This window comes from Streptomyces sp. NPDC091377, assembly GCF_044757045.1.
Classification (GTDB): domain Bacteria; phylum Actinomycetota; class Actinomycetes; order Streptomycetales; family Streptomycetaceae; genus Streptomyces.
Genome location: NZ_JBIVUE010000006.1, coordinates 337,296 through 356,737, shown reverse-complemented (window position 1 = coordinate 356,737; position 19,442 = coordinate 337,296). Strand labels below are relative to the sequence as shown.

Here is a 19,442-nt window from a genome sequence, read left to right as displayed (position 1 = left end):
CCCCACCCGCCTCTACGACCCCAGCACCGACGCCAAGAACTCCCCCACCCATCCCAGCAAGTCCCGCCCGACCAGCGGCGTCCCGCCCACCTTCGCCGTCTTCGGGCGCGGCACCAGCACCTGATGGGCCGCCGGTTTGATCACGCTGCCCGGGTACAACCGCTTCAGCCGCAGTTCCTGCGACTCGCGCAACTCCACCGGCGCGAAGCGGATGTTCGTACCCTGGAGCACCACCTCGCCGACCCCGCAGGCCCGCGCGAGCATCCGCAGACCGGCGACCAGCAGCAGGTTCTCCACCGGCTCGGGCAGCTTGCCGTAGCGGTCGGTGAGTTCCTCGCGCACGGCCTTGATGTCGTCCTCGGAGTTGGCGGAGGCGATCGCCCGGTACGCCTGGAGCCGGAGCCGCTCGCCGGGCGCGTAGTCGTGCGGGACGTGCGCGTCGACCGGCAGCTCGATCTTGACCTCCAGCGGCGGCGGCTCCTCGATCTCGCCGGACTCCAGCTGACGCCGGTAGTCGGCGACGGCCTCGCCGACCATACGGACGTACAGGTCGAAGCCCACACCCGCGATGTGCCCGGACTGCTCACCGCCGAGGAGGTTGCCCGCACCGCGGATCTCCAGGTCCTTCATGGCGACGTACATGCCCGCGCCCATCTCGGTGTGCTGGGCGATGGTGGCGAGCCGTTCGTGCGCGGTCTCCGTCAGCGGCTTCTCCGGCGGGTACAGGAAGTACGCGTACCCGCGCTCCCGGCCCCGGCCGACGCGCCCGCGCAACTGGTGCAGCTGGGAGAGGCCGAAGGTGTCGCCGCGCTCCACGATCAGGGTGTTGGCGTTGGAGATGTCGATGCCGGACTCCACGATCGTGGTCGACACCAGTACGTCGAACTTGTTCTCCCAGAAGTCCACCACGACCTGCTCCAGCGCGGACTCCGACATCTGCCCGTGCGCGGTCGCGATCCGCGCCTCGGGGACGATGTCCCGCAGCCGGGCCGCCGCGCGGTCGATGGACTCGACCCGGTTGTGGATGTAGAAGACCTGGCCCTCGCGCAGCAGTTCACGGCGGATGGCCGCGCCGATCTGCTTCTCCTCGTAGGGCCCGACGAAGGTCAGCACCGGGTGGCGCTCCTCCGGCGGGGTGGTGATGGTGGACATCTCACGGATGCCGGTGACGGCCATCTCCAGGGTGCGCGGGATGGGAGTCGCGGACATGGTCAGGACATCGACGTTGGCGCGGAGTTTCTTCAGCTGCTCCTTGTGCTCGACGCCGAAGCGCTGCTCCTCGTCCACGATGACGAGCCCGAGGTCCTTGAAGCGGGTCTCGGCGGAGAACAGCCGGTGGGTGCCGATGACGATGTCTACGGAGCCCTCGCGCAGCCCTTCCAGGACGGCCTTGGCCTCGTTGTCGGTCTGGAACCGGGACAGCGCCTTCACCCGCACCGGGAACTGCGCGTACCGCTCGCTGAACGTCCCGAAGTGCTGCTGCACCAGCAGCGTCGTCGGCACGAGCACGGCCACCTGCTTGCCGTCCTGGACGGCCTTGAACGCGGCCCGCACCGCGATCTCCGTCTTGCCGTAACCGACGTCGCCGCAGATCAGGCGGTCCATGGGGACGGACTTCTCCATGTCCTCCTTGACCTCGGCGATGGTGGTGAGCTGGTCGGGCGTCTCGGCGTAGGGGAACGCGTCCTCCAGTTCGCGCTGCCACGGGGTGTCGGGCCCGAAGATGTGGCCGGGGGCCGCCATGCGCGCGCTGTACAGCTTGATGAGGTCGGCGGCGATCTCCTTGACCGCCTTCTTCGCGCGCGCCTTGGTCTTGGTCCAGTCGGCGCCGCCGAGCCGGTGCAGGGTGGGGGCCTCGCCGCCGACGTACTTGGTGATCTGTTCGAGCTGGTCGGTGGGGATGTACAGGCGGTCGCCCGGCTGGCCGCGCTTGGCGGGCGCGTACTCCACGACCAGGTACTCGCGGGTGGCGCCCTGCACGGTGCGCTGGACCATCTCGATGTAGCGGCCCACGCCGTGCTGCTCGTGGACGATGTAGTCGCCCGCCTCCAGGGTGAGCGGGTCGATGGTCTTGCGGCGGCGGGCGGGCATCCGGGCGCCGTCGCGTCCGGCCGCCTTCTGCCCGGACAGGTCGGTCTCGGTGAGCACGGCCAGTTTCAGCGCGGGGTCGACGAAGCCGTAGTCGATGGAACCGCACGCCACATGCACGACGGACGGGTTGAGCGTGCCCAGGTCGGCGTCCAGGCGGGCGGCGATGCCCTCGCCGCCGAGGACCTCGACGGTGCGGGCGGCCGGGCCGTGGGCCTCGGTGACGTACACCGCGCGCCAGCCGTCGGCGAGCCAGCCCTTGGTGTCGGCGAGGGCCCGCGCGGTGTCGCCCCGGTAGGTCTCGGGCGCGTGCATGCCGAGCTTGAGGGTGTCGGTGTCGCCCTCCGCGCCGGCGGTGGCGCCGAGCGTCCCGAGTGTCTCGTCGGCGGCGAACGGCGACACCGTCCACCACATCATCTCCAGCTCACGCGCGTGGTCCCGGACGTCCGCGAGGGAGCGCAGGGAGGCCGCGCCGACGTCGATCGGGGCCTCGCCGCCGCCCGCGGTGGCCGCCCAGGACGCCTGGAGGAACTCCTGCGAGGTCGCGACGAGGTCGGTGGCCCGGGTCCGCACCCGCTCCGGGTCGCAGACGACGGTCATCGCGCCCCGGGGCAGCACGTCCAGCAGCAGCTCCATGTCGTCCACCAGCACCGGCGCCAGCGACTCCATGCCCTCCACGGCGATCCCCTCGGCGATCTTGCCGAGCAGCTCACCCAGCTCGGGGTGCTGCTCGGCCAGCGCCCGCGCGCGGGCACGTACGTCGTCGGTGAGGAGCAGTTCACGGCAGGGCGGCGCCCACAGGCCGTGCGCGGCGACCTCCAGGGAGCGCTGGTCGGCGACCTTGAAGTAGCGGACCTCCTCGATGTCGTCGCCCCAGAACTCGATGCGCAGGGGGTGTTCCTCGGTGGGCGGGAACACATCGAGGATGCCGCCGCGTACGGCGAACTCGCCGCGCTTCTCGACCAGCTCCACGCGCGCGTACGCCGCCGCGGCGAGGGCTTCGACGACCTGGTTGAGATCGGCGCTCTCACCGGTGCGCAGCGCGACGGGCTCCAACTCGCCCAGGCCCTTGACCTGCGGCTGGAGCACGGACCGTACGGGCGCGACGACGACGGAGACGGGGCCGGTCTCGGGGTCGTCGGGGCGGGGGTGGGCCAGCCGTCGCAGCACGGCGAGCCGACGGCCCACGGTGTCGCTGCGCGGGCTCAGCCGCTCGTGCGGCAGGGTCTCCCACGCCGGGTACTCCACGACGCCGTCCGGCGGCAGCAGCGAGCGCAGGGCCGCCGCCAGGTCCTCCGCCTCGCGCCCGGTGGCCGTGACCGCGAGCACCGGGCGGGCGGACTCGCGGGCCAGCGCCGCCACCGCGAGGGGGCGGGCGGCGGGCGGGCCGACCAGATCGATGTGCATGCGGTTGCCGTCGGCAGCCGCCCTGATCGCTTCCGCGAGGGCGGCGTCCTTGACGACGGCGTCGAGCAGACCGTGCAGGCTCATGGAGGGGCTTTCCGTCCGGGGGTGAGATGGGCGGTCCGAGGACCGGGTGAACGACCGAGGGGACCGGGGCGACGCGAGGGCGGTCGGGGGGGCGAGAGGCTCAGGGGGAGTCGAGAGGTTCCGGGGGAGGTCAGGAGGGTCGGGGCCGGCGAGAGGGTCGGGGCGGGGAGCCGGGGGTCAGGTGGGCGGGATGTGGGTCAGAGGGGCGGGTGGGCAGCACGAAGGGCCCGACACGCGTCACGGGCCGGGGGTTCTCCAGCGTACGACGCTCCACCGACACACGCCGGTGCGGTGGGAAAGCGCCCGGCGCCCCGGTCCGGCCGCGTCACCGCCCCCACGGCCGTCCCAGCCCACCCGTACGGGTGTCCCAGCCCGGCCCCCACGACCGCCCCACCCGCCCCTACGGCGCTCTCACCCCGGCCCGCACGGCTGCCGTACCCGCCCCTGGCGCCGTCCCCCACCCCACCGGGACGCCCGCGCGCCACGGCTCACCCGCCTCCCCACGCGCCCCCTGCCCGCCCCATGCGCGTCCCCCGGGAGAGGTAACCTCCCCGCGCCCCATCCTGTTCGATTGCGGGCCTACGACCCGCTCCGCTCCCGTGTCCCATGACAGAGGGACCCGCCCCCGACGCCGGTGTGCCCGGTCCGCGTCCGGCGGAGACCGCCCCGCCCGCAGCCACCGGACCCGGGCCCCTCAACGGGCCTTTCCGGTGCGGGCCCGGAAAGCCCTCGGCCCCGGCAAGCGCCCTGCGCGCTCGCCGGGGCCGTTCCCCCGCAACCCCCGTGTGCGGTGGCTTCCCCTGGCCCGCCCCCGACATCCCGGCGGGCCGGTGGGCCGGTCGGTCCCCCGACCGCTGGGCCGTCCCCCGACCGCCAGTCGGTCCCCCGACCGCTGGTCGGTCCTCGGTCCGCTAGTCCGTCGCGATCGCGTTCAGGACGTTCATCCGGCCCGCCCGGAAGGCCGGGATCAGCGCGGCGAACAGGCCCACGAAGGCGGAGCCGATGAAGACCGCGATGATGGTCGGCCAGGGGATCTCCAGGACCTTCAGGCCCTCCAGGGCGAGCAGCTTCTGGGCGGTGGCGCCCCAGCCCATGCCCAGGCCGAGGCCGATGAGGGCGCCGAACAGGGCGATCACCACGGACTCCAGGCGGATCATCCGCCGCAGCTGCCTGCGGGAGAGGCCGATCGCCCGCATCAGGCCGATCTCGCGGGTGCGCTCCACCACCGACAGGGCGAGGGTGTTCACCACACCGAGGACGGCGACGATGATCGCGAGGGCCAGCAGGCCGTAGATCATGTTCAGCAGCTGGCCGACCTGGTCCTGGAGGTTCTCCTTGTAGTCGCTCTGGTCCCGGACGGTGTACTGCGGGTAGTCGTCCAGGGAGGTCTGGAGCGCCTGGTAGGCGGCCTTCTCCTGACCGTCCTCCGCACCGGCGAAGAGCAGCATGTCCAAGGGCATCTTGTCGGCCGGCACATAGCTGCCGAGCGTCTCGATGGAGGTGTACATCGCACCCGCGTCGATGACCGCCTCGCTGCTGGTGATCGCGCGGACCGTCAGTTCGGCGGTGTCGCCGTCCTTGAAGTCCACGGAGATCTTGGAGCCGAGGCTGATGCCGTGGTCCTTGGCGAAGTCCTCGTGCACGGACATCGAGTCCGGCCGGTAGGCGTCGGCCAGTTCACCGGCGACGGTCTCCACCCGCAGGTCGGTGGCGTAGGTCGGGTCGGCGGCGGTGATCGCGGTGTTCTTCAGCTTCTTGCCGTCGGGCGTCCCGAAGTCGGCCTGTGTCCACTTGTACTCGGTGACATGGCTGATGCCCGGGGTCTCCCTGACCGCCTGCACGGCCTGCGAGGTGATGAGCTGGCCGCTGTCGCTCTGGATGATGAAGTCCGTGCCGACGCTCTTGTCGAGTTCGTCGGTGGCCGAGGCGACCATCGAGGAGCCGACCACCGACAGACAGGCGACCAGGGCGAGGCCGATCATCAGCGCGGCGCCGGTGGCACCGGTGCGGCGCGGGTTGCGCAGGGCGTTGCGTTCGGCGAGCCGGCCGACGGGGCCGAAGACCCGTAGGAGTACGGCGCTCAGGACGCGGACCACGCCGCCCGCGAGCAGCGGGCCGATGACGACGAAGCCGATCAGGGTGGCCACCACGCCGAGACCCAGCCACAGCGCGCCCTCGCTCGCCTTGTCGGCGCTGCCCGCGAGGTAGAGGGCGAAGCCTCCGCCGCCGGTGAGCACCAGGCCGGTCACCGCGCGGATGACACCGGACTTGGTGTCGGCGGGGGCTCCGGCGTCGCGCAGCGCGGCCATCGGGGAGATCTTGCCGGCGCGGCGGGCCGGGAGGTAGGCGGCGAGGACGGTGACGATGACGCCGAGGACCATGCCGACCACGGGGGTCGTCCAGGCCACGGTCAGGTCGTCGGTGGACAGGTTCATGCCCGCGGCGCCCATCATCTTCATCAGCCCGACGGCGAGTCCCACACCGCCGCCGACCCCGAGGAGGGAGCCGACCACGCCGAGGAGGAGCGCCTCGACGAGCACGGACCGGTTGACCTGCTTGCGGGAGGAGCCGATGGCCCGCATCAGGCCGATCTCGCGGGTGCGCTGGGCGACCAGCATCGAGAAGGTGTTGATGATGAGGAAGACACCGACGAGGAAGGCGATCCCGGCGAAGCCGAGCATGGCGTACTTGATGACGCCCATGAGCTCCTCGACGCCGGCGGCGTTGGAGTCGGCGACCTCCTTGGCCGTCTGCACCTGGTAGTCGCCGTCGAGGGCGGCGGCGACCTTCTGCTTCACCTGGGCGTCGGTGAAGCCGGCCGCCGCGGTGACATGGACGCTGGTGTAGACGTCGGCCTCGCCGACCAGGATCTGCTGGGCGGTCGGGGTGTCGACGTAGAAGATCGCGGCGCCGGGGTTGGTGACCGTGAAGTCGGCGATGCCGGAGATCTTCGCCTTGTGGGTGCCGAGGGCGTTGATGACGCGGATCTCGTCGCCGAGCGTGAGGTCGTGCTTGTCGGCGGTGTCGCCGTCGACCATGATCTGGCCGGCGCCCTTGGGCGGGGCACCCTCGGCGATCTCCATGGTGCGGGCGTCACCGGTGTTCCAGCTGCCCACGATGGTCGGGGCGCCGCCGGCCGCCGAGAGGTTGTCCTTGTCGGCGTCGATGACGGTGACGGAGGTCGAGGAGACGGTGCCCTCGGCGGCCCGCACACCCTCGGTGTCCTTGACCTTGTCGAGGACGGACCCCGGCATCACCGGCGGCTTGCCGTTGTCGGCGGTGGTCTCGTCGCCGTCGGACGCCTCCTTGGTGCTGACGGTGACGTCGGAGGCCGTGGCCTGGAAGAGCTTGTCGAACGTCGTGCTCATCGTGTCGGTGAACACCAGGGTGCCGCAGACGAAGGCGACCGACAGCAGCACCGCCACCGCGGACAGGGCCATCCGCCCCTTGTGCGCGAGGAAGTTGCGCCGGGAGGTCTTCCACACGCTCATGAGGTGCGCCCCCGGGCGTCGAAGTCCTTCATGCGGTCCAGGACCTGGTCGGCGGTGGGGTGGAACATCTCGTCGACGATCCGGCCGTCGGCGAGGTAGAGCACCCGGTCCGCGTAGGAGGCGGCGCCCGGGTCGTGGGTGACCATGACGATGGTCTGGCCCAGTTCGGTCACCGACCGGCGCAGGAAGCCGAGGACTTCGGCGCCCGCGCGGGAGTCGAGGTTCCCGGTGGGCTCGTCGCCGAAGATGATCTCGGGGCGGGCGGCGAGGGCGCGGGCCACGGCCACCCGCTGCTGCTGGCCGCCGGAGAGCTGGGTCGGCCGGTGCTTGAGCCGCCCGGCGAGACCGACGGTCTCCACGACCCGGTCCAGCCACGCGGGATCCGGCTTGCGGCCCGCGATGTCCATGGGCAGGGTGATGTTCTCTATCGCGTTGAGCGTGGGCAGCAGGTTGAACGCCTGGAAGATGAAGCCGATCCGGTCGCGGCGCAGTTGGGTGAGCTTCTTGTCCTTGAGCCGGGTGATCTCGGTCTCGTCCAGGTAGATCTCGCCGCTGGTGACGGTGTCGAGACCGGCGAGGCAGTGCATCAGGGTGGACTTGCCGGAGCCCGAGGGGCCCATGATCGCGGTGAACTGACCGCGGGCGATGTCCACATCGACGTGGTCCAGGGCGACGACCCGGGTCTCCCCGGACCCGTACGCCTTCACGACCTGCCGAGCCCGCGCGGCAACGGCCGTACGCCCTCCAGTGCCCCCGTGCCTGGGAATGGTCACAGCCGATGTCACGGTATGTCTCCTATGTCGGTCATTGATTGAACGTCCGGCGACCAGGTCGCGGAAAGCAGTGGGTGAAGCGAAGGGTGGAACGAGGGTGGTGCGGTGGAACGAGGGTGGTGCGGTGGAACAACGGCGGTACGACGGTGGTGCGGTGGTACGTCGATGAGTCTCCCGGCGGAGGGGGGTCCCGCGCCCTGGTGCTCAGCGCAGTCTTTTGCTGAGGAAAACCCCACCCCCCGAGGTGCGGTGAACCGCCTCCTCGGCCTCTTCCTCGGCCTCTTCCTCAGCCTCTTCCTCGACCCCTCCCCGACGTTCCCCGAAGTACCTCGACGCTCCCCATCGCCCCCATCGCTCCCCATCGCCCCCATCGCCCCTCGGCGCCCCCCATCACCCCTCGGCGCCCCTCGGCGCCCCCCCCTTCGACGTAAAGCCAGATTAAGGACGGCCCGGGGGCCCGCTCGTCCTCCGACGGTACGAACCCTCCCCGACCCTCGGTACTGAGGTACCCCTAGGGGCAGCCCCCCGCCGAGGGGAGTTCTTCTCAGGGTCGGCGGCACCCTTCGACCCGGTGAGCCTCCACCCTCCGGCCACGTGAGGGTCAAGTCACTCCCCTTGTGAGCCCCAAGTCACTCCCGGGAAGCGGCTTGCGAGCCTCCCCCGCACGCCCCTGTGGTGGGAAGCTGTCGCAGGCAGATGGCTGTAGAGGGAAACTAAATCTTGGGAGGGGACCGCGTGGGCACCCGCAGACCCGCGACATCCGGCACCGATGTTGCCGCCGCCGGACCCGCCACCACTCAGAAGCGCGGTGCCGTCGTGGCCGCGCTGATGCTCGCCATGGGGCTGGCCGCGCTGGAAGGCACCGTCGTCGCCACCGCCGTACCGCAGATCGTCGGCGATCTCGGTGGCTTCTCCGTCTTCTCCTGGCTCTTCTCCGGCTATCTGCTCGCCGTCACCGTCACCCTCCCCGTCTACGGCAAGCTCTCCGACACCTTCGGCCGCAAGCCGGTGCTCGTCGTCGGCGCCGCGCTCTTCCTGGCCGGCTCCCTGCTGTGCGCGCTGGCCTGGAACATGGCCGCGCTCATCGCCTTCCGCGTCATCCAGGGTCTGGGCGGCGGCGCGCTCCAGGGCACGGTCCAGACCCTGGCCGCCGACCTCTACCCGCTCAAGGAACGCCCCCGGATCCAGGCCAGGCTGTCCAGCGTGTGGGCGGTGTCGGCGGTCGCGGGACCCGGCGTCGGCGGACTGCTCGCCGGGTACGCCGACTGGCGCTGGATCTTCCTGATCAACCTGCCCCTGGGGGGACTGGCCCTGTGGCTGATCGTCCGTCATCTGCACGAGCCCCGGCGCGTACGGCCGCGCACGCGCCCGCGCGTGGACTGGGCGGGCGCACTCGCCGTCTTCGCCTGCGGGGGCGTCCTGCTCACCGCCGTGGTGCAGGGCGGGGTGGCCTGGCCGTGGCTCTCAGCGCCGTCGTTCACGGTGTTCGGCGCCGGATTCGCCCTGGCCGCGCTGGTCGTGGTCATCGAGCGCCGGGCCGCCGAACCGATCATCCCCGGCTGGGTGTGGCGCCGCCGTACGATCGCCTCCGTCAATCTGGCGCTCGGCGCGCTGGGGCTGCTGATGGTGGCACCGACCGTGTTCCTGCCCCTGTACGCCCAGACGGTGCTGGGACTCGGGCCCGTCGCCGCCGGGTTCGTGCTCTCCGTGTGGACGCTGACCTGGCCGGTGTCGGCCGCGCTCAGCCAGCATGTGTACCGGCGTATCGGCTTCCGCGACACCGCCGTGCTCGGCATCGGCGCCGCCACCCTCATCCTGTTCGCGTTCCCGTTCCTGCCCTACCCCGGCGAGGCGTGGCAGCCGACGCTGCTGATGATGCTGCTGGGCGCCGCCCTGGGGCTGTTCCAGCTCCCCCTGATCGTCGGCGTCCAGTCCTCCGTCGGCTGGGCCGAACGCGGCACCGCCACCGCGTCGGTGCTGTTCTGCCGCCAGACCTTCCAGACCATCGGCGCGGCCGTCTTCGGCGCGGTCGCCAACAGCGTGCTCGCGGGGCGGCTCGGCGGCACGGGCGGCATCGAGGCCGTCACCCACGGGCTCGGTACGGGTGCCGCGTCGGGGGCGACCCGGCAGGCCGTCGCGGACGCCGTCCACACCGTCTACTTCGGCGCCGCCTGCGCCGCGGCCGTCGCCTTCGTGGTGCTCCTGACGGTGGCGCCACGCCGCTTCCCCGTCCACAAGGAGAACGCGGCCGACAACTGAACGCGGGCCGCGCGGAGAAGTCCCGACCTGCTCCGCGGTCACGCCACTCCGCGGTCACGCCACTCCGCCGTCGTTCTGCTCCGCCGTCGTTCTGCTCCGCCGTCGTTCTGCTCCGCCGTCGTTCTGCTTCGCCGTCGTTCTGCTTTGCCGTCGCCCCGCTCCGCAGGTCGCGCTACCCCGCAGGTCGCGCTACTCCGCGGTCGCCCTGCCGCCCGTCAGCGCGGCCAGGCTGCTGCGGACGCGGTCCATCTGGGCGCGTACGTCGTCCCAGCGCTCGCCGTGCTCACACAGCACCCGCTCGGTCTCCCGGGCGATCTGGTCCGCGTTCCGGCGGGCCTCGGCGATGAGTTCACCGGCCCGGACACCTGCCTCCTCCTGGAGGCGCCGCGCGGACTCCTCCTCGGCCGCCAGCGCCCGCTCGGCGTCGGCGAGGTCGGCCTCGGCTCGTGCCATCCGGTCGACCCCGCCGGAGTCGTACCAGGTGGCGGACTCCATGGTCTCCCGCTCCACCAGCGCCCAGCGCTCGGCGTGCTCCCTCTCCTGCTCCGCGAGCAGCCCCTCGGTACGCTGCCGCACCTCACGCAGCGCCGAAAGAGCCTCCCCACGGCTCTCCTTGATCTCACGCCGGGCCCCGATCCGGAGGTCGTCCGCCTCCGCCTGCGCCGCGAGCAGCAGCTGACGCGCGCGTTCCTCGACCTCCGCGCGCAACGCGTCCGCCTCCTCCCGCGCCTGACCGCCCACCCGCCGGCCGTACGCCTCGGCCTCCGCGACCCACGCCTCCCCGTCCCGCCGCGCCCGGTGCCGTACGTCCGCCGCCTCTTCCTCCGCCAGCCGCAGCACCCCCTGGGCGCGCTCACCGAGCGCCTCGTACGTCTGCTCCGGCAGTGTGTCGAGGATCTCGCGCAGCCGCGCCGCCTCCGCCCCCATGTCCTTGGCCAGCACGGTCAGCCGCGCCGCCCGCTCCCATGCCGCGTCCCGGTCCAGGGAGAGCGCCGCTGTGAACGCCTCGACCTGATCGGGACGGTAACCACGCCCCCGGACGGTCATGAACCCCTGTGGAGACACCGATTGGCCGCTCACCCTGGAACCCCTCTCCGCCGGACCACGCGACACGGATGTGCGTGCAGACTGATGTGGCGCACATCCTGGCGGATCAGACAGAAGCACCCATAACGCGACACTCCGCAGAGAGGTTACGGCCCCCTCACGCAAGGCGGCCGTACGGCCATATGCCGGTACGCAGGCACAGCGCACACGCCGAAGGGCCGCCCCCGGTACGACGACCGGGAACGGCCCCTCCCCCTGCGCGGACCCTGCTGTCAGCCCCTGCGCTCAGCCCCTGCTGTCAGCCTCTGCTGTCAGCCCCCGTGCGGGCGGGAACGGGTCACAGCAGCCCGTCCCACATCTGCTCCAGCAGCACCGACCACCAGCTCTCCGGCGACCCGAGAGCCGCCGGGTCGAGGGCGGCGAGCTGAGCCTGGAAGTCGACGGTCCAGCGGCCCGCCTGCTCCTGGTTCAACCCGAACCGCAGCCGCCACATCCGGCCCAGCAGCGCCAGACAGCGCGCGAACTCCAGCAGCCCGGTGTTCACGAACTGCGGCGGTACGGGCGCCCCGCCCGGCCCCGCCTCCACCGGTACGGCCACGATGTTCGCCGTGCCGTACTGGACGCAGATCCCCTTGCCGAAGTCGCTGCCCATGACCAGGTACGAGCCCGCGTCCGCCGCCGGCTGCACCCCGCGCTCGGCCGCCAGTTCCGCCAGCGTCGGCACCGGCCGCCCCGGCTGGGCCTGCGCCCAGAAGAACGGGCCCATGTCCACCGGCAGTCCAGCCACCACCAGGGTGTGCGCCACCACCGGCGGCACCCCCTGCCGGGCCACCGCCGCCTGCTCGAAGCGGAAGATCCCCGGCCCGAACGCCCCGGCCAGTTCCTGCGCCACGGCCTCCGGCGGCACCGGCGGCGCGGGCTGCACCGGCATCAGCGGCGCCCGCACCGGCCCCGGCCGCGCGGGACCGTCGGCCACCTGGTGCAACTCGCCCTGGTGGGCCAGGAGCTGGCGCATGCCCTGCTGGCGGCTCGCGTGATCCGTGCCGTACGGGGCGATGCTGGTGATCCGCGCCTGCGGCCACTGCTCCCGGATCATCCGCGCGCAGTACGCGCCCGGCAGCTCACAGGACTCCAGCTCGGTATGGAGTTCGAGCACCTGGTCCGGCGGCACGTTCATGCCGCGCAGCTCATGGAAGATCTGCCACTCCGGGTGCGGGGTGCCCGGCGCGGAACGCCGGATGAGCTGCTGCTCCGAGCCGTCCTGCGCGCGATAGCGCAGCACGGCCTGGTAGCCGGGCCCGACCGTCGGCTGACCCTGCTGCGGATACCCGTACCCCGGCCCCTGCCCACCGGGCATCGCCGACCCGGGAGGCCCGGCAGGCCCGGGAGGCCCTGCAGGCCCGGGAGGCCCGGGAGGCATCCCACGCCCACCCGGCGGAGGACCGCCCACCGGAGGCCCGCCCACCGGAGGGCCACCCACCGGAGGGCCGGACAGCATCGTCTCGGCGTAGTGCACGGCACCCCGCCCACCGCCGGTACCCCCGGGAGCACCTGGCGCACCCGGGGCACCTGGGGCCCCCGGGGCGGGGAAGGCGCCGGGCGGCGTGCCCCCACGGCCGGCGTCGGCCAGCATCGTCGCCGCGTGATGCATCCCACCGGGCGGCGTCCCTCCCGGAGCACCGGGCGCGGGCGGAGGCGGCGGCGTCCCCGGCGCGGCGGGCCCGTTCGGCACCCCCGGCGGCGACGGCGGCGGAGGTGTGCCCCCCGCGTTCGCCCGCGCGCCCGGGACGCCCGGAGCGCCCGGCGGAGGCGGCGGGGCCACACCCCGGCCCCGGCGCGGCGGCGGGCTCGCCTTGCTGGTCGCGGCGTCGGCGATGTCACCGGCGTGCGCGGCGGACGGCCGGCCCGGACCGGGAGCGCCCTGCGGTGCGCCGTACGGCACACCCGGCGGCGTCTGTGTCCCGGGCACCCCGGGCGCGGACATGCCGGGAGCCCCCGGAACACCGGGACCGCCCGCCTGCGGATAGCCGTACGTCGGCGCGGGCGGAGGCGTGCTCCCCGGCGGCGGCACGTTCCCCGGCGGCCCCGGAGGCGGAGTGCTCCCGGGCGGCGGACCACCATGCACGGGTGTGGCCCCCGGCGGGGGCGGACTCCCCTGGAACGGAGGGCCTGCGGGCGGGGGGCCTGCGGGCGGAGGGCCTGCGTGAGGCGGCGGACCCACAGGCGGCGGCATGCTCCCCGGCGGCGGACCCACAGGCGGCGGCGTGCTCCCCGGCGGACCGGCACCGGGCGGGACCGCGCCGGGCGGAACGGCACCGGGCGGCGGCGTGTCGTCGAACGCGGGCGCCACCGCCGTGGGCGGAAGCTGGCTGCCACCCGACATCAGCGCGGTCGCCGCCTCCGGCTCCACGGACGACGGCCGGTCATCGTCGTCGTCACTGCCGCTGAGCGGCGGCGCGAACACGGTCGCGGGCAGCGGTACGGAACGGTCCTCGCCGCCGTCGCCATTGGTGTCCGTCCCCGCCCAGGGCGTCGCCCCGGCCGGCACACCCGGCGCACCGCCGACGCCACCACCGGCAACGGCACCGGCACCGTAGGAACCGGACCCGGCTCCACCACCGGTACCACCAGCCCCACCGGCACCACCCCCGACAGGCACTCCGCCCCGGGTCTCCGGCAGCCCCCCACCGGCACCCCCATCCGAATCCGAAGCGGCCCCCGAAGCCGAGCCCGACGTACCACCCCCCGAGGCCCCCCGACGATCCGGGATCCCCAGCTTGTCCGCCGCCTCCTGCAACCACTCCGGAGGAGTCAGCAGGAACGACGTCTGATTCAGATCCACCCGCGCCGCGGCACCCGGCGCCGCGGCGGGCGCCGCGTCCACGGCACCGCCGTACTCCTCCTCGTACCGCCGGATCACCTCGCCCACCGGCAGCGACGGCCACAACGTGGCCTCCCCGCTGTCCCGGGCGATCACCAGCCGCTGCGCCCCACCGTCCGAACGCGGCCCGTCCGGGCGGTCCTCCGCCCACACCACGAACCCGAGATCGAACTCCCGCACCCGCACCTCACGGTGCTGGTACGACGGCACATCACCGTTGACCCACTCCTCGGCGCGCTCCTGCGCCTGCGCGAACGTCACCATCGTCAACTCACTCCCCGGCCGCAGCCGCGGACGCGACCGGCACCACATGCGCGAAGCCGCCGTCCACCATCAGATTCGCCACGGTCTCCAACTCCGGCGGAGAGCCCGCCAGCCGCGACAGGAACGTGTCGAAGTCCTCACCGCACGGCAGCAACAGCCGCTCCACCCGCTCCGCGGGCGGCACGGACGGATCCACGTCGCGGGCGTCGTCGTACGCGCAGAACCACACCGAACCGATCCGCTCGCCCTTCACCTTCACCGCGAGCAGCCCGCCCTGCACAAAACCCACCCCCAGGTAGTCCTTGGTGAGGTGATCGCGCAGACACTTGTTCACATACACGAGGTCATTGACCGCCGCCTCGTCACGCACCGTGAAGAACGGCTGGTCGACCAGGAGCCCGAGTTCGGCGTCCAGCGCCGTACCCACCGGCGCACAACCGCCCGCCGCTTTCAGGAACGAGCGGTACGGGCCCGGCAACCGGTAACCGAGATCCTCCTCGACACCCAGCACCTGCTGCTCCGTCACCGCCACACCCGACTTCGGCAACCCGAAATGAGCGGGCCGGGTCTCCTGGAGCGGCCGGGTGCCCCGCTTGTTCTGATCGACGGCGGACGTCGCTATCCCGGCGTGATGCCGCAGCAACGCCTTCACCTCGACCGGCACCAGTTGGAGCCGCCGGGAGCCCACCACGTGATGCCAGGTCCAGCCGTGCGGCGTCGCCACCGGCGACACCGTGTCCCACAGATCGTGCCCGGAGGCCGACAGCGCCGCGTTCGCCGACACATAGTCCGTCAGCCGCAGCTCATCGACCCCGAACCCCTCCGGCGGCTCCGCGATCTCGACCGCCGCGCGCGCGTAGAGCGAGAAATCGGGGTAACCACGCTCGTCGACCCGTACCCCTCTCGGGTGACGTGCCGCCCGCACCGGATCCGGGAAATGAACGACCTGCCCGGCATAGGCCGCGTTCGGCGGCGCGGCTTGCTGCCCGAGCCGACCTGCTGTCATGGCGGTTGCCCCCTGCGGCACTCTGTACGGGCCGCAAAGAGCCGTCATCGGCCCACCACACCCCGTATCCGACTGTCTCCACTGGCACTCAGCTGGCACTCAGCGGTCACCGGCGCGCTGACCGCGCGCATCGCGGTGCCGACAGCCTATGCGGAACGGCAAGGCCGGTCACCGGCACCGGCCGCGGCACCGGTCACACCACCTCCGCGTCCGTGACCACCCGTCACACCCCCGTGACAGCGTGCCCAAACACGGGCGTGTCGCACGGCCCCAGCTTCCCCACCAGGCACGGCATTTGGCACTCTGGACCGGCCGGGGGGATGCACGGGAGGGGAAACACGACCATGAACGCGACGCAAACGGGAGCGCACCACGCCCCGTCGGGCGACCCCCGCGTCGGCTGGAGCAGCGCGGAGACCGCGCACGCACCGGCCCTGCGCCACCGCCGCGACGGCATCCTCCCGACCATCGCCGCCGCACTCTCCGTACGCGGCACCACCCTCACCGGCACCGCCGCCCGCGGCGACCAGCCACCCGCGCTGCACCCGCTCGTCCAGGACTTCCTCGACTCGCTGCCCAGCGCCCAACGGGACCGCTTCACCGGACGCTGCGCCGAGACCATCCTCATCTCCCGGCACATCGGCGTCGCCGACGCCGCCCGCAGCAAACGCGCCGCACGCAGACCCATGACCAACGGCGAGGCCCGCAAAGCCCTCAAACAGGCCAAGCTCACCGCCCGCCGCATCCGCGAGGACGGCGACCCCCTGCACGGCGCCTTCGCCGCCCCCTGCCGGGCCTGCGCCGCCCTCAGCGCCCACTTCGGCGTCCGCGTCGTCGACCCGACCGGCGGCCACAACGGCTGACCCACCCGGGCCGGCCTGCACACAGTCCACCCGACCTGACGGCAGAACCCTCACCCCGCCCCACACACCAGAGGCACAACACCACACACCACCGGCACACCCGCACCACACACACCACGCGCACACCACAGCACCACCGCAGGACCGTACAACCACACGACCGCACCACCGCTTCACCGCACGACCCCCGACCCCGGACGAACGAAGGGCAGATGCACACCGACCGCACCTCCACCACCCGCTTCCCCGTCCCCGTCGACGCCGCCCTGCGCGACGCCGGCTGGACGCCCGGCCGCTGGGACATCAAACAGGCGGAGATCTGGGCCGACGCCCTACGCGAACACACCTCACCCGCCGGCCACCGGCACGCCGTGTTCCCCGCCGCCGTCGAGGCATGGGCGGAATTCGGCGCCCTGCACATCTCCCCCACCGGACCCGGCCGCCGCATCGCCCCCGCGGTCTTCCACCTCGACCCGATACACGGCCTCCACCTCGCCCGCACCCTCGGCGACCTCGGCCGCGCCCTCGGCACCGAGGTCAGCCCCCTGGGCGCCGAACCCCACACCCAGTCCCTGCTCGCCATAGACCTCGAAGGCCGCGTCTACGCCCTCGACCACACCGGCGACTGGTACCTCGGCCCCGACATGGACCGCGCCCTCACCACCCTGGTCTCCGGCACCGAACCCGAACGCCTCACCACAGCGACGACACCAGCACCAGCACCGGCACCGGCACCGGCACCAGCAACCGACTGACCGGCCGCACACCTACGACGCCGGAATCACCGCCGACACCCGGAAACCCCCCGCGTCCGTCGGACCGGACACGAACACCCCGCCCAGACCGGCGACCCGCTCCCGCATCCCCACCAGACCATTGCCCCCGGACGGAAGACGCGCCGCCGCACCCGTCAGCTCCGGCGGAGGCTCGTTCTCCACCTGCATCGCGATCTCGGTCACCCGATGAGCCAGCCGTACGTACGTCTTCGCACCCGCCGCATGCTTGTGGACGTTGGTCAACGCCTCCTGCACCACCCGGTACGCCGTCTGCTCGATCTCGCGCGCATACGCCCGCAACTCCCCCTCGACCGACAGCGCCACCACCATGCCGGCCGCCGCGGACTGCCCGATCAACTCCTCCAGCTCGTCCAGACACGGCCCCTCGGACATCCAGGCCCGCTCCCGCGCCGCCCGTGAAGCAGCCGCCGCCGCGGCCTCCCCCACCGCCGCCAACGGCACCTCCGCCCCCCTGGAACCCCCGGAACCCGCCACCCTGCCCCCGGAGACCCCGGACCCCCCGGCCGCCCCCTCGGCACTGCGCAGCACCCCCAGCATCTCCCGCAGCTCCGTCAGCGCCTGACGACCCATGTCACCCACCAGCGCCGCGTTCTTCACCGCCTTCTCGGGATCCTTACGGGCCACCGCCTGAAGCGCCGCGGCATGCACCACCATCAGACTCACCCGATGCGCGACCACATCGTGCATCTCCCGCGCGATCCGCGTCCGCTCCTCACCACGCGCCCACTCGGCCCGCTCCTCCGCCCGCTCCGCGAGCAGCTGCAACTCCCGCTCCAGACTGTCGGCCCGCTCCCGCAGACTCTCCATCAGCCGACGCCGCGCACCCACATACATCCCGAGCAGCACAGGCGGCGCCGTCAGCCCCAGCGCGGTCATGATCGACGCGAACGGCACGAACCAGTCCGCCAGCTCCACCGTCGCGTTCCGCGCGTCCTGGTTGATGTTCACGTACGCGACGATCGTCCCGGCCGCCAGACACATCCCCGCCAGCGCCCCGATGATCCGGCGCGGCAACTCGGAGGCGGCCAGCGTGTACAGCCCGACCAGACCCAGCAGATAGCCCATCTGGGCCGGGGTGATCGCCATCGACACCAGCACCACCAGGAGCGGCCAGCGGCGCCGCACCAACAGAGTGGATCCGGCCACCAGCCCGAAGACGACCCCCGCCCCCGTAGGAATCCCAGCGTCACCCGCGAACGGGATCCCCTCCAGCGCACACTCGATCGCGGAGACGAAGGCGAGGCTCCCATCGAGCACCGCGCTGCGCCGCCGCGACCACCACCACAACCCTGCGGACCCTGCCGGGCCTGCGGTGTGGCTCTCCCCCGTCGTGGTCATGGCTCCAGCCTAAGGGCGCCGCCGCCCGCTTTTCCGGCGAGTTTCCACGACTCCGCTCACACCACACTCCGTGACCGAACCACAACGAAAACGGCCGGAATCCCTCGAACTGCTGAACCAACGGCGACCCCACCCCGGAACGGGACATTCCGCCGGAGGGTATGCCCATGGCACACGCACCGAGCAGGTACACGAACTTCGAAGAGCTGCGCGAGCGGGCGGTGGCGTTACGACGGGCCGGCCACAGCCTTCGACAGATCCGGGACGAGCTGAAGGTCTACAACAACGACCTCCTCCACAAGCTGGTGAAGGGCGAGCCGCCCCCGGAGTGGACGAAGCGCCCGAACGCCAAGGACGACCTCCGCGAGCGGGCCCGGGAGCTACGCCTCCAGGGCTGGACGTACGACCGGATCGAGGCGGAGCTGGGGTGCTCCAAGGGCTCGATCTCGCTGTGGGTGCGCGATCTGCCGAAGCCGGAGCGGCGCGACCCCACGGAGCAGGCGAAGCTGGCCGCGCGCAAGCGATGGGAGCACGAGCTGGCGGTGCGGGACGAACAGCGGCGACGGACCAAGGCCGCTGCCGCCGCCGAGATCGGCTCCCTGACCCCCCGGGAGCTGTTCATGACCGGTGTGGCCCTCTACTGGGCCGAAGGGACGAAGGACAAGCCACACGCCAGGCGGGAGTGCGTGCAGTTCGTCAACAGCGACCCCGACGTGATTCGGATCTACCTGGCCTGGCTCGCTCTCCTCGGGGTGGAGCCCGGGCGCTTGCGGTACCGGGTCATGATCCACGCCACGGGCGACCAGGAGGGTGCCGAGCGGTACTGGGCCGACCTCGTCGGAGCCGATCGCCCGGCGTTCAACAAGACGACGCTCAAGAAGCACAACCCCAAGACGGTCCGCAAGAACGTGGGCGACACCTACCGGGGCTGCCTCGTGATCAATGTCCTTCAGGGGGCCGACTTGTACCGTCGCATTGAAGGGTCTTGGTACGGCATAGTGGAGTCCGCACGCCGAGCCGATCAATAGAATCGGACATAGCGGAAATCCCGGGTCGTCTAAGGGCAAGACGTCAGATTTTGGCTCTGATCATGGGGGTTCGAGTCCTCCCCCGGGAGCATCTGCCTGTTATGGGCCCTGACGGT

The 19,442-nt window shown here is 72.3% G+C and carries 11 protein-coding genes and 1 tRNA gene; 5 read left to right on the top strand and 7 right to left on the bottom strand.

Translation table 11 applies throughout. The features are described 5' to 3' along the window. Positions 1–12: 12 nt before the first annotated feature. From mfd to ACIQNG_RS16330, 3 genes are all read right to left on the bottom strand, one after another. A complete protein-coding gene (gene mfd, locus ACIQNG_RS16340) occupies positions 13–3,579 on the bottom strand; it encodes a transcription-repair coupling factor (RefSeq protein ID WP_401485535.1) in 3,567 nt (1,188 codons plus the stop codon). Between the two features lie 911 nt (positions 3,580–4,490). After that, the gene (locus ACIQNG_RS16335) at positions 4,491–7,070 is read right to left on the bottom strand and encodes an ABC transporter permease (RefSeq protein WP_401485533.1); all 2,580 of its coding nucleotides are present in this window, start codon (positions 7,068–7,070) and stop codon (positions 4,491–4,493) included. After that, positions 7,067–7,855, bottom strand: a complete 789-nt coding sequence (locus ACIQNG_RS16330; protein WP_401434267.1) for an ABC transporter ATP-binding protein — start codon at positions 7,853–7,855, stop codon at positions 7,067–7,069. Before ACIQNG_RS16330 ends, ACIQNG_RS16335 begins: the two co-directional genes overlap by 4 nt. Positions 7,856–8,578: 723 nt before the next feature. Between ACIQNG_RS16330 and ACIQNG_RS16325 the strand changes: the two genes are divergently transcribed. After that, positions 8,579–10,102, top strand: coding sequence for an MFS transporter (locus ACIQNG_RS16325; RefSeq protein ID WP_401485532.1), 1,524 nt, complete (start codon positions 8,579–8,581; stop codon positions 10,100–10,102). 189 nt (positions 10,103–10,291) lie between these two features. Here the strand turns inward: ACIQNG_RS16325 and ACIQNG_RS16320 are convergent, their stop codons facing one another. The 3 genes from ACIQNG_RS16320 to ACIQNG_RS16310 all read right to left on the bottom strand — a co-directional run bounded on the left by ACIQNG_RS16320 (position 10,292) and on the right by ACIQNG_RS16310 (position 15,300). Further along, positions 10,292–11,149: a cellulose-binding protein gene (locus ACIQNG_RS16320; RefSeq protein WP_401434263.1), complete on the bottom strand. Its 858-nt coding sequence runs from the start codon at positions 11,147–11,149 to the stop codon at positions 10,292–10,294. 337 nt (positions 11,150–11,486) lie between these two features. Beyond that, positions 11,487–14,294 carry an SUKH-4 family immunity protein gene (locus tag ACIQNG_RS16315; protein WP_401485530.1) on the bottom strand — a complete coding sequence of 936 codons (2,808 nt, stop codon included), beginning with the start codon at positions 14,292–14,294 and terminating at the stop codon, positions 11,487–11,489. 7 nt (positions 14,295–14,301) lie between these two features. Continuing rightward, on the bottom strand, positions 14,302–15,300 hold the full coding sequence (locus ACIQNG_RS16310; RefSeq protein WP_401485528.1) for an SMI1/KNR4 family protein: 999 nt from the start codon (positions 15,298–15,300) through the stop codon (positions 14,302–14,304). A 344-nt stretch (positions 15,301–15,644) separates the two neighbouring features. Here ACIQNG_RS16310 and ACIQNG_RS16305 point away from each other — a divergent pair, with 344 nt between their 5' ends. Beyond that, complete coding sequence (locus tag ACIQNG_RS16305) at positions 15,645–16,163, top strand: YwqJ-related putative deaminase (protein ID WP_401434257.1); 519 nt, start codon at positions 15,645–15,647, stop codon at positions 16,161–16,163. A 212-nt stretch (positions 16,164–16,375) separates the two neighbouring features. Continuing rightward, the gene (locus tag ACIQNG_RS16300) at positions 16,376–16,918 is read left to right on the top strand and encodes an SUKH-3 domain-containing protein (RefSeq protein ID WP_401485526.1); all 543 of its coding nucleotides are present in this window, start codon (positions 16,376–16,378) and stop codon (positions 16,916–16,918) included. A gap of 12 nt (positions 16,919–16,930) precedes the next feature. On the opposite strand, the gene ACIQNG_RS16295 is transcribed toward ACIQNG_RS16300, so the two are convergent. After that, the gene (locus ACIQNG_RS16295; RefSeq protein WP_401434253.1) at positions 16,931–18,298 is read right to left on the bottom strand and encodes a sensor histidine kinase; all 1,368 of its coding nucleotides are present in this window, start codon (positions 18,296–18,298) and stop codon (positions 16,931–16,933) included. A 167-nt stretch (positions 18,299–18,465) separates the two neighbouring features. Here ACIQNG_RS16295 and ACIQNG_RS16290 point away from each other — a divergent pair, with 167 nt between their 5' ends. Together ACIQNG_RS16290 and ACIQNG_RS16285 are read left to right on the top strand one after the other, a co-directional pair. Then, on the top strand, positions 18,466–19,326 hold the full coding sequence (locus ACIQNG_RS16290) for a hypothetical protein (RefSeq protein WP_401434251.1): 861 nt from the start codon (positions 18,466–18,468) through the stop codon (positions 19,324–19,326). Between the two features lie 18 nt (positions 19,327–19,344). After that, a tRNA-Gln gene (locus tag ACIQNG_RS16285) sits at positions 19,345–19,415 on the top strand. Positions 19,416–19,442 lie beyond the last annotated feature (27 nt).